Genomic DNA, 14575 nt, shown 5'->3' on the forward strand with positions numbered 1-14575 from the left:
TCGCTTTCCTCGGAGGGCGGGGATCTCCCGCCCGGACAAGCGGCCGGTGGCGTGCCGGGTGCCGCCGGCCGCGGGTGCGACGGCCTGCCGACCGGTCGGGTCGGGGCGGTGCGTCACGGCCGTCCTGCGCTGAACTCCCCTGCCCGTAGCGGGAGATCACCGCAGGAGTATGCGATCGCGGTCATGCGGTGCGGTGGGTGCGGGGGTGGCGAGATGGCGACACGGCGGAGGCTCGCCATCGGCACCCGTCTAAGGCGGCGGTCAGGCTCGGCATCCCCTCACGACGTCCGTGGCGGCATTGCGACGTGACGGTGACTCGCCACCCGTGAGCGCTGCGCCCGCATGGCCGCGTCCCGTAGACCCCTCTGCAAAGGACCTGCTCCGGGGGCACCGGACCGCACCGGCCGCGACCGTCACCGCCCTCCCGCGCCCCGAGCGGCTCACCGCGTTCCTGGAAGGAAGACACGTGCGACACCATCCACCCCGCGCCGTACGGGGGCTGACAGCCGCCGCGCTCGTCGCCGGGCTGACGGGCTCTCTCCTGGGCCTGACCGCGCCCGCGCGGGCGGCCGACGACTGGCGCCCGCTCCGCGCGCTCACCCCCGACGTTCCGAAGGACACCGGGCGCGACAAGCTCGGCACCCACGACCGCACCCTTCTCCAGGAGGCGGAGAGCAGGAAGACCGGGACGGTCACCGTCCTGCTCGCCACCGCCGAGGGCCGCACCGAGGAGCTGCGCGCCGCGGTCGAGAAGGCCGGCGGCCACCTCGGCAAGGCCGACGACCGCCTCGGTTACGTCCGCGCCACCGTGCCGACCGCCAAGGTCGAGGAGCTGGCCGGACTCGACACGGTCAGGGCCGTCGACCTCGACGAGACCTTCACGCTGCCCGATCCGTCACCCGTCACCGCCGCCGACAGGAAGGCGGGGGAGACGGGCACGGCCCCGGCCCCCGGCAAGAACACCCCGGCGGGCAACCCGTACCTGCCGACCGCGGAGACGGGCGCGGTGGACTTCACCGACCGGCACCCGACCTGGGACGGCCGCGGCATCACCGTGGGCATCCTCGACACCGGGGTCGACCTCGCGCACCCCGCGCTGCGGACCACCACCACCGGCGAACGCAAGCTGGCCGACTGGGTCACCGCCACCGACCCCGTTCTCGACGGCGACCCGACCTGGCTGGAGATGCGGTTCAAGGTCACCGGCCCGTCCTTCACCAACGGCGGCGTCAAGTGGACCGCCCCCGAAGGCGCCTACCAGTTCCAACTGTTCAGGGAGAGCACCACCTACGGCAGCGAACTCGCCGGAGACGTCAACCGCGACGGCGACTACGACGACGACTTCGGGGTCCTGTACCGCAAGAGCGACCACACCATCTGGGTGGACACCGACCTCGACCACTCCTTCGAGGAGGACGAGACCGTCGCCCCGTACGCCGAGAACGGCGCGACGGCGACCTTCGGCACCGACGACCCGACCACCGCGGTCGCTGAGTCGATGCCCTTCACCGTCGAGCACCGCGACGACGTCGACCTCTCCCCGCGTGGCGGCACGAGCACCGGGAAGACCGCCGACTTCGTGAGCGTCGGCATCGTGTCCGGCGCCCACGGCACCCACGTCGCGGGCATCACCGCCGGACACGGACTGTTCGGCGGGCGGATGGACGGCGCCGCCCCCGGCGCCCGTATCGTCTCCGAACGCGTCTGCCTCTTCCGCGGCGGCTGCACCTCCTACGCTCTCGCCGAAGGCATGATCGACGTCGTCGTGAACAAGGGCGCCGATGTCGTCAACCTGTCCGTCGGCGGTCTCCCCGCGCTCAACGACGGCCAGAACGTCCGCTCCGTCCTCTACAACCGCCTCATCGACCGGTACGGCGTCCAGATCTTCGTCTCCGCCGGCAACGACGGCCCCGGCATGAACACCGTCGGCGACCCGTCCGTGGCCGGACGGGTCGTCAGCGTCGGCGCCTCCGTCAGCCGGGCCATCTGGTGGGCGGACTACGGCTCGCGCGTCGAGACCCCCGAGGCCCTCTTCCCCTTCTCCGCGCGCGGCCCGCGCGAGGACGGCGGCATGAAGCCGACCCTGGTCGCCCCCGGCGCCGCCGTTTCCGCCATCCCCACCTGGTTGCCCGGCTCACCCGTCCCGCAGGCCGGGTACGAACTGCCGCCGGGCTATGCCATGTTCAACGGCACCTCGATGGCCTCCTCGCAGGCCGTGGGCGCCGCGGCACTGCTGCTCTCCGCCGCCGCCGCGACCGGCCGGGACATCACCCCGGCAGCCCTGCGCACCGCGCTGACCAGCAGCGCGGACTACCTCGACGGCGAGCCCGCCTACGCCCAGGGCGCCGGCCGGATCTCCGTCCCGCAGGCGTGGCGGCTCCTCGAACGCGGCCCCGAACCCGCCGCGTACGGAGTGAAGGCACCGGTCTGCGCCGCGCTCTCGGGCCTGCTCACCACGCCCGGCACCGGCGAGGGCGTCTACGACCGCTGCGCCGAGCAGGACGGCGGCCAGGAGGCCGGCCGGCCGAAGACGTACGACATCGAACTCACCCGCACCGAGGGCGGCAGCGGCGTCACCCGGCTGTCCTGGCTGGGCGACGACGGCGTCTTCACCGCCCCGGCCCTGGTACGGCTCAAGCAGGGCGAGCCCACCACCGTCACCGTCCGTGCCGCACCGCGCCACACCGGTGCCCACTCCGCCGTGCTGCGCGTGGACGACCTCGGCACACCCGGAGTCGACCGGATGGTGCTCGTCACCGTCGTCGCAGCGGACCGGCCCAAGGCGCCAGGACACACCGCGGTCATGGCGGGCGACGTCATCCGCAACCGCACCCGGTCCCTGTTCGTCGCCGTGCCCCAGAGCGCCGCGGCGATACGCGTCGACCTCACCCGGATCGCCGAAGGCAGCCAGACCCGCTTCCTCGCCGTCGACCCGCAAGGCAAGCCGGCCGAGGACACCGCGGCCAGCCGCTGCTACACCCACCATTCGGATGTCGAGGAGTGCGACCCGGCCTCCCGCGTGTTCGAGACGCCGATGGCCGGCGTGTGGGAGTTCCAGGTCGAGAGCCGGCGCACCTCGCCGCTGCTCGACAACCCGTTCCGGCTCACGGCGACCGTGCAGGGCGCCACGCTCGACCCCAGGTCCGCGACGATCGACGAGGCGGCGCTGCACACTCCGGTGGAGCGCACCTTCACCGCCGTGAACGCCTTCGCCCCGGTGAAGGCCCGCCCGGTCGGAGGCCCGCTCGGCGCGGTGTCCCACGCCCGGCCGACCGTCGCGGACCAGCAGCTCACCGGCAAGCAGATCACCGTCCCCCGGGACGCCACCCGGTTCGAGGTCGCCCTGGGCAACCCCTCCGACCCGAAGGCCGACCTGGACCTGTTCCTCGTCCACCAGTCGGGCACGCTCGCCGGCTCCTCCACCAACGGCGGGTCCGAGGAACGCATCACCGTGAAGGACCCGGCCCCCGGCTACTACCTGCTGTACATCGCCGGCACGGCCGTGCCGTCCGGCAGCACCGCCTTCGACATCCAGGACACCATGTTCTCGGAATCCCTCGGAGCGGTCACGGTGGATGACACGGAGCCCGTAGACCTGGCGTCCGGAGCCGCGCTGACGGTGCGGGGCCGACTCACCGCGGACGTCCGTCCGCCCGCCGGTCGGCAGCTCGTCGGCCGCTTCTCCCTGGCGACCGACCGAGGCACCACGCTCGGCAGCACCGACGTCCTGATCGGCTCCGTCACCCAGCCGACGGCCGAGGTGACCGCCGCCTTCGGACCGGCCGTCGGCTTCGGCATCGACGACAACGGCCGGGTCGTCGGCTCGCAGCAGTCAGGGGGTCGCACCCGCCCGATCTCCTGGACCGCGAAGGACGGCGTGACCGCGCTCGACCCGGCCGCCTCGACCAGTGGCTACGCCCTGGGCACCAGCCCGGTCTCCGGCCTGACCGTGGGGCAGCTGACCCTGCCCGGCGGCACCCGTGGAGCCCTCTGGGACGCGAACGGCGCGCTCGCCGTGCTGCCGCTGCCGGACTGGGAGCAGTACACCTACGACCGGGCCTTCGCGGTCAACGACTCCGGGACCGTGATCGGCAACGCCTCCGGACTGGTCACCGACCCCGCCACGGGCATCAGGCTCTCGGTCAACGACCCGTTCCGCTGGACCCGGGACGGCGGCTTCACCCGCCTGGCACACCTGACGGCCGACCGCCGGCTCACCGAGCCGCTGGCCATCGACGAGGCGGGCACGGTCGTCGGCCACTCGTCCAAGGAGGGCAGGCGCCACGCCGTGCGCTGGGACGCGGACGGCACCGTCCACGACCTCGGCACGCTGCCGGGGATGGCCGACAGCACCGCCCGCGACATCAGCGCCACCGGCACCGTCGTCGGCAGCAGCGGACACGACGCGTTCGTCCAGAGGCCCGGCGGCGCCATGACCCGGCTGCCCGACTTCGGCTTCGACGCGGACGCGTTCTCCGTGAACGCGGCGGGCTGGATCGCCGGCACGGCGGAACTCGAACCGGACGCGACGACCGCGGTCGTCTGGGACCCGCAGGGCCGCCTGTACGACCTGCGCGCCATGGTCGACCGCACCCACTGGGTGCCGACCGAGGGCATAGGCGTCAACGACCGCGGCGAGGTCGCCTTCTACGCGTACGACCTGACGGCGGGTGGCTCGGTGAGGATCGTCACGGCGAAGCTTCCCGACTGACTGAGAACGCACGGAGGCCGTCCCCGGCGCGTTCGCGCGCCGGGGACGGCCTCCGTCAAGGGGTTCCGCGGGGTCAGGCCTTGTCGATGGTCAGGGTGATCATCGAGCGGATCGCGGTGTACGAGCCGCTTACCGAGTTTCCGACGAGCTCGGCGCTGCGGTCCGCGCCGTAGCCGTCCCAGTTCAGCAGGACGACCTCCTCGCGGCCGTCGCCTTCGAGGTCGGCGGTGAGGAACTCGCGGGCGCCCAGGGCGTCGTAGGAGGCCGCGGAGGCCGGGTAGCGGGCGCCCGAGGCGAGGAGCGATGCGTCGTAGACCGACGAGAAGGTCTCGCCGCCGGCGACGACGAGGCGCCGGCCGTCGGGGCCCGTGACGAGGGCGCTGCTGCGGATCTCGCCGATGGTGAGGACCTGCTGGTAGGCGGCCGGGTCGCCCGAGTAGGTCCGCAGGGCGACGAGGCTGGTGCCGATCAGGCCCTCGGGGGCGGTGTACCAGTTGGAGAGGGTGGCGTAGCCGCCCGCCTTGGACTCGTGCAGCACCTCGCCGGTGCGGCTGTCGCGGATCTGGACCATGTTGGCCAGCTGGTTGGGCGGGAGCTGGGTGGCGTCCCCGCGGACCACGTAGGTGAAGACCACCGCGTGGCCGTCGGCGTAGGGGATGCCGGGGCCGGCGAACGTGCCGGCGCGCAGCGGGATGCCGAGGACGGCGCCGGTGGTGCCGGTGGCGGGTGCCTTCTGGGTGAACGACCAGGTGACCGAGCCGTCCGTGCCGTCGAGCGCGACCCCGCCCACGGGGACGCCGGCCGTGTTGCCGGGGTTGAGCCCCCGGGTCTGGTACTGGGCGTAGACCTTGCCCTCGGAGGCCGACAGGTCGGCGAAGGCCGGGGTGCCGATCTCCGCGGGGGCGGCCCACTCCCACTTGAGGGCGCCGGTGCCCTCGTAGGCGCGGACCTTGTCGGTGGCCACGGCCACCTCGGCGGCGCCGTCGCCGTCGAGGTCGGAGGCGACGACGTTGCGGACGTACTCGCCTCCGCCGTCGATGACGGTGAGCACCTTGCCCGTGGCGGCGTCCACGATCGCGGCCGCGGTGTCGGCGGCGACGACGAGTTCGGCGCGGCCGTCGCCGGTGGTGTCGGCCTTGACGATCTGGTTCACCTGGCCCGGCAGGGTGGCCGTCCACAGCGGCTTCGGCGTTCCGGCGACCATGGAGGGGCCGTCGTAGGCGAACAGGCCGTTGGAGACGCCGCCGACGACGACGTCCTGCTTCCTGTCGCCGGTGAGGTCGAGGGCGACGCCCGAGGAGACCGGCCCCTGCATCGGCGTGAGGCTCTCCTCCTTGCCGTTGGCGAGGTTGTAGACGTGGATGTTCTGGTGGGTGTCGACGGTCCGCAGCCGCCAGCCGCCGCCCTTCGCGTACGCCTGCGCGCCGATCTGGGAGCCGACGATCCCGCGCTTCTCCCACTTCACCGCGCCGTTCTTGCCCGCGAGGACCGCGAGGCGGGCGTAGTGGGCCCCGCCGCGGTTGGCGGCGGTGTCGGCGTCCTGGTCGTCCAGGTACGAGGCGACGATCCTGCCGTCGACGGCCTGGAGCTGCCACGGGGTGTCCGCCCCGGCGCCACTGCTCTCGGACGGCTTGACCGTGCGCGCCCACAGCAGGGAGGCGTCGTCGCCGTTCAGGGCCCGGATGCTGCTGGAGTCGACGAACGGGCCCGAGCTGGAGACCGTGGCCTCGGCGACCGCGTACTCCGGCCTGGCATCACCCTGGATGTCGCCGATCTCCAGCGCCGTGGCCACGGCGTTGACGCGGGTGGTCAGGGTGGCGCGGGCGCCGTCGGCGGGGTCGTACGAGGCGAGCTCGTACCTCATGCCCTCGTTGTAGTCCGACTGCTCCAGGGCGACGATCCGGTCCCGGGCGGGGTCGAGGCGCAGCTGGCGGACGTAGTTCCGGCCGGACTTCTCCCAGCGGAGGCTGCCGTCGGCGGTGTCGATGACGAGGGTGTGGCCGCTGGGCGTGCGGTCGGGGGCGTACTGCATGGACTGGTTCCAGGAGGCGGCGACGAGGCCGTCGCCGATCGGTTCCAGGGACCCCCAGGAGACGCCGGTGTACGTGCCCGCGTCGTACGTCCAGGTGTCGGCGGGCGTGAGCCGCCCGTCGGCGTAGGAGAAGCGGATGCCGTTGAGCGTGGTCTTCGAGCCGGCCGGGGAGTTGAGGTTGTAGTACGCCGAGTCGGCGACCACGAGGGTCTTGCCGACCAGCTTGATGTTGTACGCGCCGGCGTACAGCTTCGACCAGAGGGTCTTGCCGGTGGAGCCGTCGAGCACGGTGACGAAGGTGCCGTTGGGCAGGGTCGAGCCGGGCGAGGTGAACGGCCGGTAGGGCTGCACGCCGACCTTGGCGGTGAAGACGATGTCGTCGACGCCGTCGCCGGTCAGGTCGCCGGTCGCGTAGCCGTCGTCGGAGGACGCGTCGAAGGGGCTGACGGCGTTGAAGCCCATGACGATCGCCGCGGGGTACGGCTCCTTCGTCGCACGGGGGGTCGGGGTGACCTGCCAGTCGGTGTGCAGCGAGCCCGAGTCCCGCTTCCACAGCTGCCTGCCGTCGGCGCTCATGCGCTGGACGACGCCCAGCGCGTGGACGGTGAAGTAGTCGCCGGCCGCGCCGCCGACCGCGATCGTCCGGGCGGCGCCCTGGACGCCTTCGACGGCCGAACGGTTCGTCATCTTCACCGCGCCGACAGCAGTGGTTCCGGCATCGGCGGTGGCCGTGTCCGTCTCGGACGCTGTTCCCGTGTTCTCGGCGGTTTCGGCGGCCTGCTGCGCGGCCCGGGCGGTGTCGAGCGCGTCGACCCCGGCGACCCCTGTGGTGCCGTCGCCGTACACGTCGGGCTGGAAGCGGCCCGCGAGCGTCTGGGCCTGGGTGTCGGTGAGGGTCAGGAGCCCGTTGTCGTCGGCCTGGGCGGCGGCCGGGACGGCGCTGAGGGCCAGTCCGGCGGCGGCCAGGGCGGAGGCGAGGCGCAGGCCCCGTCGGTTGATGCTGCTCATCACGCGCCCTTCGGGGTGAAGCGGATTGCGGTGGCGTCGCTGAGGACGGGGGAGTCGAAGGAGTGGCCCAGGCCGTCGGTGCCGGCCTGGTTCTCGATGCCGGTGGTGGCCGACGCGCCCTGCTGGAGCGGGTTCGAGCCGATGCCCTTGTACTGGAGGGTGACGGCGCCGGTCGCCTCGTCGAAGACGGCCTCGAAGGAGATCCGGACCGAGGGGGCGGCGACGAAGGCCGCGTTGTTCCAGACGACGGCGAAGCGGCGGGCGCCGGGGGTGCCGGTGGTGGCGGTCTGGACGCTGGACTTCTTGTCCAGGACCAGGTCGTCCCAGAAGGCGGCGACGACGCCGTGCGGCTGGGTGGTGCTGGGCAGGGCGGTGTTGGCGTAGTCGCCCAGGCGCGGTGCGAGGAAGTTGACCAGGCCGTTGGTGGTGACGGACGCGCGGGTGTAGGCGGTGCCGTAGTGGCGCACCGGGAAGGGCAGGGACACGGTGGTGGCGTCCTCGTCGCCGGTGAGGGCGACCTTGGTGCTGCCCGCGATCCAGGAGGAGGCGACCGGGGCGCAGCTGTACGTGCCGCCCGCGTCGGTGCGGTTCGGCAGGCGGACGGTGGCGGTCTCGTCCCCGTCGACGGTGAGCGGCTGGGCGGCGGGGCCGTTGCAGCGGACCGGGGCGGCGGGGGCGGCGGTGAGGGTGAAGGCGCCTTCGGCGACGTCCGGGACGGTGAAGCGTCCGGAGGCGTCGGTGGTGACGGCGGCGACGGGCGTCCCCGCGACCTTCACGGTGGCGCCGGGGAGCGGCTTGCCGGTGACGTCCAGGACGGTGCCGGTGAGGGCGTGGTGCGGGACGGCGTCGAGCGTGAAGTCCTTGGTGGTGTCGCCGCCGGTGGTGACCTCGAACCCGGTCTGGCCCGCGGTGGCGTAGCCGTAGCCGCCGAGGGTGAGGGCGTAGTCTCCGGCGGGCAGGGTCAGCCGGTACGTGCCGTCGGCCCTGGTGGTGACGGTGCGGGTGGCCGCGTCGCCGGTCGCCTTGACGGCGATGTCGCCGAGCGGGGCGCCGGTGGCCCCGTCGGTGACGCGGCCGGTGACGACGGCGGCGGTGTGCGGGGCGGCGTCGACGGCGCCGAGGATGTCGAGCTTGCCCTCGCCCCAGACGTTGTTCATCCCGGCGGTGCCGCCGCAGTGGGTGTCGTCGACGTCGCGGGCGGCGCCGTTCAGCAGCGCGCGGGTGGCGTCGATGTCACCGACCAGCGAGGGGGCCTCGGACCACAGCAGGGCGACGGCGCCCGCGACGTGCGGCGTGGCCATCGACGTGCCGTTGATGGTGTTGTACGTCGAACCCGGCCAGGTGGAGCGGATGTTGACGCCCGGTGCGGAGATGTTCGGCTTCGCCGAGCCGTCGACCAGGGACGGGCCGAAGCCGGAGAAGGAGGCGATCTTCCCGGTGGCGTCGTAGGCGCCGACGCCGTACGCGGGGGCCTGGGAGCCGGGCGCGTTGGCGGTGGAGCAGGTCGTGCCGTCGCCGTCGTTGCCGGCGGCGAAGGCCTCGAAGATGCCGGCGGAGTTCCACGCCTCGACGATGTCCTGGTAGAAGGTGGTGTCACCGCCGCCCCAGGAGTTGTTGACAATGTTCGGCGCCAGGTCCGGGCGCGGGTTCTGCCCGTTGCGGTCCGTCGGCGCGAGGATCCACTGCCCGGCGGCGAGCAGCGAGGCGTCGGAGCAGGACTTGGACTCGCAGCCCTTGGCGGCGATCCAGGTGGCGCCGGGCGCGACGCCGGCCCCGCCGGAGGCGACCATGGTGCCCATGGTGTGGGTGCCGTGGCCGTTGTTGTCGCAGGGGGTGCCGCCGGTGCCGCACTGGCCGGTCGGGTCGTACCAGTTGTAGTCGTGGCTGAAGGCGCCGTCGCCCAGGTTGCCGCGGTAGTTGCCGACGAGCGCCGGGTGGTCGTACTGCACGCCCGAGTCGATGTTGGCGATGACGACGCCCTCGCCGCGGTCGCCGTACTGGTCCCAGACCTGGTCGGCCCGGATGTCGGCGACGCCCCACTCCGGGGTGACGTCACCGGCGGCCTCGTCGGCGGTCGCGGAGGCGGCGGCGGTGTCCTGGGAGGCGGCCTCGACGCCGTCGAGGCGGTACGTCCGCTCCTCGACGATGCTCGCCACGTCCGCGCGGCCGGCCAGCTCCTCGACGACGGCCTTGTCGTCGGTGGTCACCAGCAGGGTGTTGGCGATCCAGTACGACTCGTACCCGACCTTCTTGCGGTCCAGGAACGCGCGCAGCGGCTTCTGGCTGTCCGCCGCCTCCGTCCGGAGGGCCTCGAAGGCGGTCTTCGCCCGGGCGCCGTGGCCCTTCGCGCGCTTCGCGGTGGAGAGGTCGGCCTGGTCCTTGAGGACGACGAAGAACCGGGACTCCTGGCCGGCGGAGACGGCGTCGAGCACGGCGGCGTCGACGCGGGCCTGGCCGGGGGAGGCGGAGGAGGCGGGGGAAGCGGCGGCGGACTGGGGGAGCACGGCGGCCGAACCGCCGAGCACAGCGGCAAGGGTGACCGCCGCCCATGCGGTGCCCCGGAGCCGGGGCGTGCGGGGGACATTCATCAGGGGGACTCGCTCCTTCGGGGGAGGGGACGCCCGGCAGTCCAGGGGGTTCTCACGGACACGGACCGGACGGTGCCACACGCTAGAAGGAGGGGCGTTACTCAGGCATTACTGCGATCCTGACCACGCCTGCGCGGCTGGTGATCCCGCACTCTCGCCGACGGCACCAGTGTCCCGAGCGGCTTGCCACCGCCCTCCAGGGCCGCCGCCGATGAACGCTCAGGCGCCGACGCCGACCCGCGGGAGTCACGGGGCCCGGCTCCGACCGCTGCCGCGGTCCTCCGCTCGCCCGTTCCTTTGCCCCCCCGGCCGCCGACCCGCGCTGCGAGACCTTCAGCCCAGGCCCGCGGTCTCCCGCATGTGTGACGGAACATCAGGAAAGTCAGCATGCGGTCAGCATGAGTCGTCGGTGTCCCCGGAGAATTCCCTTAACAGCCGTCGGTGACGACGCGAAAACCCAGGTGAGGGTACGTATCACCCGGCCAGGGCGATGTTCCTCACCAACATCGTCCGGCGTGTGCCGGTGTACAGTCGAGACCGCCCTTGACCTGCACAAAGCAGGCAGGGAGCCGTCTCGAAGGAGTCCCAAGTGCTGCGTACTCTGTTCAAGTCCAAGATCCACCGGGCCACCGTCACCCAGGCGGACCTCCACTACGTCGGGTCCGTCACCGTCGACGCCGATCTGCTGGACGCCGCCGATCTGCTGCCCGGCGAGCTCGTCCACATCGTCGACATCACCAACGGCGCCCGCCTGGAGACCTACGTCATCGAGGGTGAGCGGGGTTCCGGGGTCATCGGGATCAACGGTGCCGCCGCGCACCTGGTGCACCCCGGCGACCTGGTCATCCTCATCAGTTACGCCCAGATGGACGACGCCGAGGCCCGCGCCCACGTGCCGCGCGTCGTGCACGTCGACGGTGCGAACCGCATCGTGGAGCTGGGTGCCGACGCCTCGGCGCCCGTGCCCGGCAGTGACACGGTGCGGCCGCCGCACGCGGTGCCGGCGGCCGTCTGACCGAAGGAGCGTACGACGTGGCGGAGCAGCGGGCGGTCGAGCCGGTCATCCGTGACGTGCGGGAGAAGGGGCGGCTGGAGGCGTACGTCGACGACGTCTTCGCCGGCGTGATCGTCCACTTCGCCCTCGACGAGGAGCCGCACGCCCTCGTCGCCGTCCACACGGTCGTCGAGGCCGCCCACGAGGGGCGGGGGATCGCCGGCGCGCTCGTCCGCGAGCTCTACGCGATCGCCGCACGCGAGGGCGTCCCCGTCGTGCCGCTCTGCCCGTACGCCGCCAAGTGGGCCGAGCGGCACCCGGCCCAGGCCCCGAGGGCCTCCGCCGAGGTGGTCCGCGCCGCCGAGAGGCAGCTGGCGGCCACCCCCGGGCTGTGGTGAAGCGCCTCCCGGGCGGGTGACCCGGAGTGGCGCGAGCGGCGCCACTGCGGAATATGGGGGGTGGAACGTGGAAAGAGGGGGGTGGGGGGACCACCGGGGGGACGTCGACCGGAGGCCGTCATGACCCATCCGTATCCCGACCCGCTGCCGCCCTCTCCGATCCCGCCGCCGGAGCCCTCGCCGCCGCCGGTGCCGCCGCCGAACCCGGTGCCCGTGCCGCCCGAGCCCGCCCCGCCCGGCCGGCCGCAGCCCGGCGGGCCCGTGCCGGCCCCGGAGCCGCAGCCGCAGCCCGGCCCCGCCGGGCGCGGCGGCGGACCGGGCGGAGCGGCAACGGACCGGTGACGTACGGGAGTCCGCCTTCGTGGCGGACTTCCGCATCCGGCTTGTCACGCAGCGTGCGACCCCCGTAACTTGGACCGCTGTCGCTGTGTTCTAGGGGGGCCCATGGCCGTACGCGGACGTCACCGCCGCCACCAGCCGAGCCGGATCAACCGCGCCTCGCTCACCGTCACCGCCGGAGGGGCCGGCATCGCGCTGCCCCTCGTCGGCGCGGGCGCCGCCCAGGCGGCCTCGCTCGACGTCTGGGAGAAGGTCGCGTCCTGCGAGTCCTCCTCCAACTGGCACATCAACACCGGGAACGGCTACTTCGGCGGCCTCCAGTTCAGCCAGTCCACCTGGGAGGCGTACGGCGGCCGCGAGTTCGCGCCCCGGGCCGACCTGGCCTCCAAGGACCAGCAGATCGCCGTCGCCGAGCGGGTCCTCAAGGGCCAGGGGCCCGGCGCCTGGCCCGCCTGCGGCAGCCGCGCGGGACTCGCCCGAGGCGGCCCCGCGCCGGACGCCCCCGGCGGCGGGAACGACGTACGGACCGCCTCGCTGCCCGCGCAGCGCGCCTTACCGCGGGAAGCGTCCGCGAAGCCCGGTCCGACGACCGTGCCGACCGTCCGCGAGATGTACACCGTCACTCCCGGGGACTCGCTCTCCGCGATCGCCCGCGACGAACGGGTGGGCGGCGGCTGGCAGCGCCTGTACGAGATCAACCGCAAGGTCGTCGGGGACGACCCCGACCTGATCCTGCCCGGCCAGCGCCTCACCCTGAGGATCGCCGCCCCGCCGAGCGCCCGCCCGACGGCTCCCGCGCCACCCGCCGCCAGGCCCTCCGCGGACCCGAAGCCCCCGGCCGCCCGTCCGCCCGCCGCGAAGCCCCCGGCGACGCGGGCCCCGAGCGCGAAGCCCCCGGCCGTCAGGCCCGCCGCCGACCGCACGCCCCCGGCGAAGCCCCCGGTCAAGGCCGCGCAGAAGCCGCAGCACACGGCACCGGCCAAGCCCCAGGCCAGGCCGAAGCCCCAGACCGAGCCCAAGCCGCCGGCACGGACCGAGCCGAAGCCGCAGCAGGCGAGCAAGCCCCAGCCGAAGCCGCAGCAGGCGAGCAAACCCCAGCCGAAGCCGCAGAGCAAGCCCAGGCCCGCCGCGCCCCGCGAGGACCGCTACTCGGCGCCGGTCTCCGCCGACGTCGGCACCCGCTACGGCAAGCCCGGCTCGTCCTGGTCCAGCGGCTACCACACGGGCGTCGACTTCCCGGTGCCCACCGGCACCACCGTCAAGGCCGTCTCCGACGGGAGGATCGTCTCCGCCGGATGGGGCGGCGCCTACGGCTACCAGATCGTCGTCCGCCACGACGACGGGCGCTACAGCCAGTACGCCCACCTCTCCGCCGTCTCCGTCCGCGAGGGGCAGCGGGTCACCGGCGGGCAGCGCATCGGGCGCTCAGGATCGACTGGCAACAGCTCGGGGCCGCACCTCCACTTCGAGGTGCGGACGGGTCCCGGGTACGGCTCCGACATCGACCCCCTCGCCTATCTCAGGGCGCGCGGCGTCTCCATCTGACCCCGACGGCCCCGCGGCTCCCGCCGGCCCCTCCGACGCGGAGGGGCCGTGCGCGGAGGGGCCGTGCGTGCCGGGTCCGTCCGCGCCCGGCCCGTCCTCGCCGGAGCGGGCCAGCCGGTCCAGGGTCAGCTCGACCAGGCCGCCCGCCGCGACGGCGCCGCAGACCAGCGCCGCGACCGCGCCGGCCGCCCCGTACCGGAAGCCCTCCCCGAAGAGGGTGAGGCCGACGGTGGCGGCCACCACGGGGTTGACGACGGTGACCGTGGCGAGCGGGGCGGCGAGCCCGGCGCCCCGGTAGGACGCCTGGGACAGCAGCAGGCCGGTGACCGCCAGCGCCGACAGGACGAGCACGGACCCCCACTCGGCGAGCGGCGCGTCCGCCGTCCACTCCTCCGCGACGGCCTTGGTGAAGACCGACGCCACCCCGAAGGCCACGCCCGCCGCCGCGGCCAGTGCCACCCCGCGCAGCGCGGTCCGCCCGGCGAGCCGGGCCAGGAGGAACAGCGCCGCCACCGCCACGAAGGTGGCGCCGGCCAGCAGCCAGCGCTCCCCGGCGCCGGGGGTGCGGCCCTCGCCGCCGTCGGTCACGCTGAGCAGACCGGCGAGCCCGGCCGTGGCCATCAGGGCCCCGTGCCAGGCCCGCCGGCCCGCCGGACGCCGGACGAACAGCGCGGCCATCGGCAGCGCGAAGACGATGGTGAGCGCGCCCAGCGGCTGCACCACGCTGAGCGGGCCGTAGGCGAGGGCGACCACGTGCAGGGTCGCGCCCAGCCCGTTGAGCAGCACGGCGCCCCACCAGACCGGATTGCGCAGCGGCGCGTAGGCCGGCCCGGTGGCGACCGCGGCGACCCGTTCCTGCACGATCGCCGCGCCCGCGTAGGCGACCGCGGAGACCAGCGAGAGGACGACGGACAGCAGGAGGGGACTCATACCCTCCACGATCGCCCTCCGGGCCGTTCC

7 protein-coding genes are annotated in these 14575 nt (G+C 73.8%); 4 read left to right on the forward strand and 3 right to left on the reverse strand.

Going from position 1 to position 14575, the window contains the following annotated elements:
* Positions 1–466 precede the first annotated feature (466 nt).
* The gene (locus ACF1ED_RS03150) at positions 467–4711 is read left to right on the forward strand and encodes a S8 family serine peptidase (protein WP_391756640.1); all 4245 of its coding nucleotides are present in this window, start codon (positions 467–469) and stop codon (positions 4709–4711) included.
* A 73-nt stretch (positions 4712–4784) separates the two neighbouring features.
* Here the strand turns inward: ACF1ED_RS03150 and ACF1ED_RS03155 are convergent, their stop codons facing one another.
* Both ACF1ED_RS03155 and ACF1ED_RS03160 read right to left on the reverse strand, forming a co-directional pair.
* Positions 4785–7751, reverse strand: coding sequence for a hypothetical protein (locus tag ACF1ED_RS03155; protein WP_391756641.1), 2967 nt, complete (start codon positions 7749–7751; stop codon positions 4785–4787).
* On the reverse strand, positions 7751–10339 hold the full coding sequence (locus ACF1ED_RS03160) for a S8 family serine peptidase (RefSeq protein WP_391756642.1): 2589 nt from the start codon (positions 10337–10339) through the stop codon (positions 7751–7753). The genes ACF1ED_RS03155 and ACF1ED_RS03160 overlap by 1 nt, the downstream gene beginning before the upstream one ends.
* Before the next feature lie 589 nt (positions 10340–10928).
* Here ACF1ED_RS03160 and panD point away from each other — a divergent pair.
* The 3 genes from panD (at position 10929) to ACF1ED_RS03175 (ending at position 13615) form a co-directional block, all read left to right on the forward strand.
* Positions 10929–11354, forward strand: a complete 426-nt coding sequence (gene panD / locus ACF1ED_RS03165) for an aspartate 1-decarboxylase (RefSeq protein ID WP_351109463.1) — start codon at positions 10929–10931, stop codon at positions 11352–11354.
* A 17-nt stretch (positions 11355–11371) separates the two neighbouring features.
* The gene (locus tag ACF1ED_RS03170) at positions 11372–11731 is read left to right on the forward strand and encodes a GNAT family N-acetyltransferase (protein WP_391756643.1); all 360 of its coding nucleotides are present in this window, start codon (positions 11372–11374) and stop codon (positions 11729–11731) included.
* Positions 11732–12175: 444 nt separating this feature from the next.
* Entirely contained in the window at positions 12176–13615 is a 1440-nt protein-coding gene (locus ACF1ED_RS03175) for a transglycosylase family protein (protein WP_391756644.1), read from the forward strand.
* Here the strand turns inward: ACF1ED_RS03175 and ACF1ED_RS03180 are convergent.
* Complete coding sequence (locus tag ACF1ED_RS03180) at positions 13496–14545, reverse strand: DMT family transporter (RefSeq protein ID WP_391756645.1); 1050 nt, start codon at positions 14543–14545, stop codon at positions 13496–13498. The two genes, ACF1ED_RS03175 and ACF1ED_RS03180, sit on opposite strands and share 120 nt — an antisense overlap.
* Between the last annotated feature and the right edge of the window lie 30 nt (positions 14546–14575).

The sequence above is a fragment of the Streptomyces sp. NPDC014656 genome (assembly GCF_043084305.1).
Classification (GTDB): Bacteria; Actinomycetota; Actinomycetes; order Streptomycetales; family Streptomycetaceae; genus Streptomyces.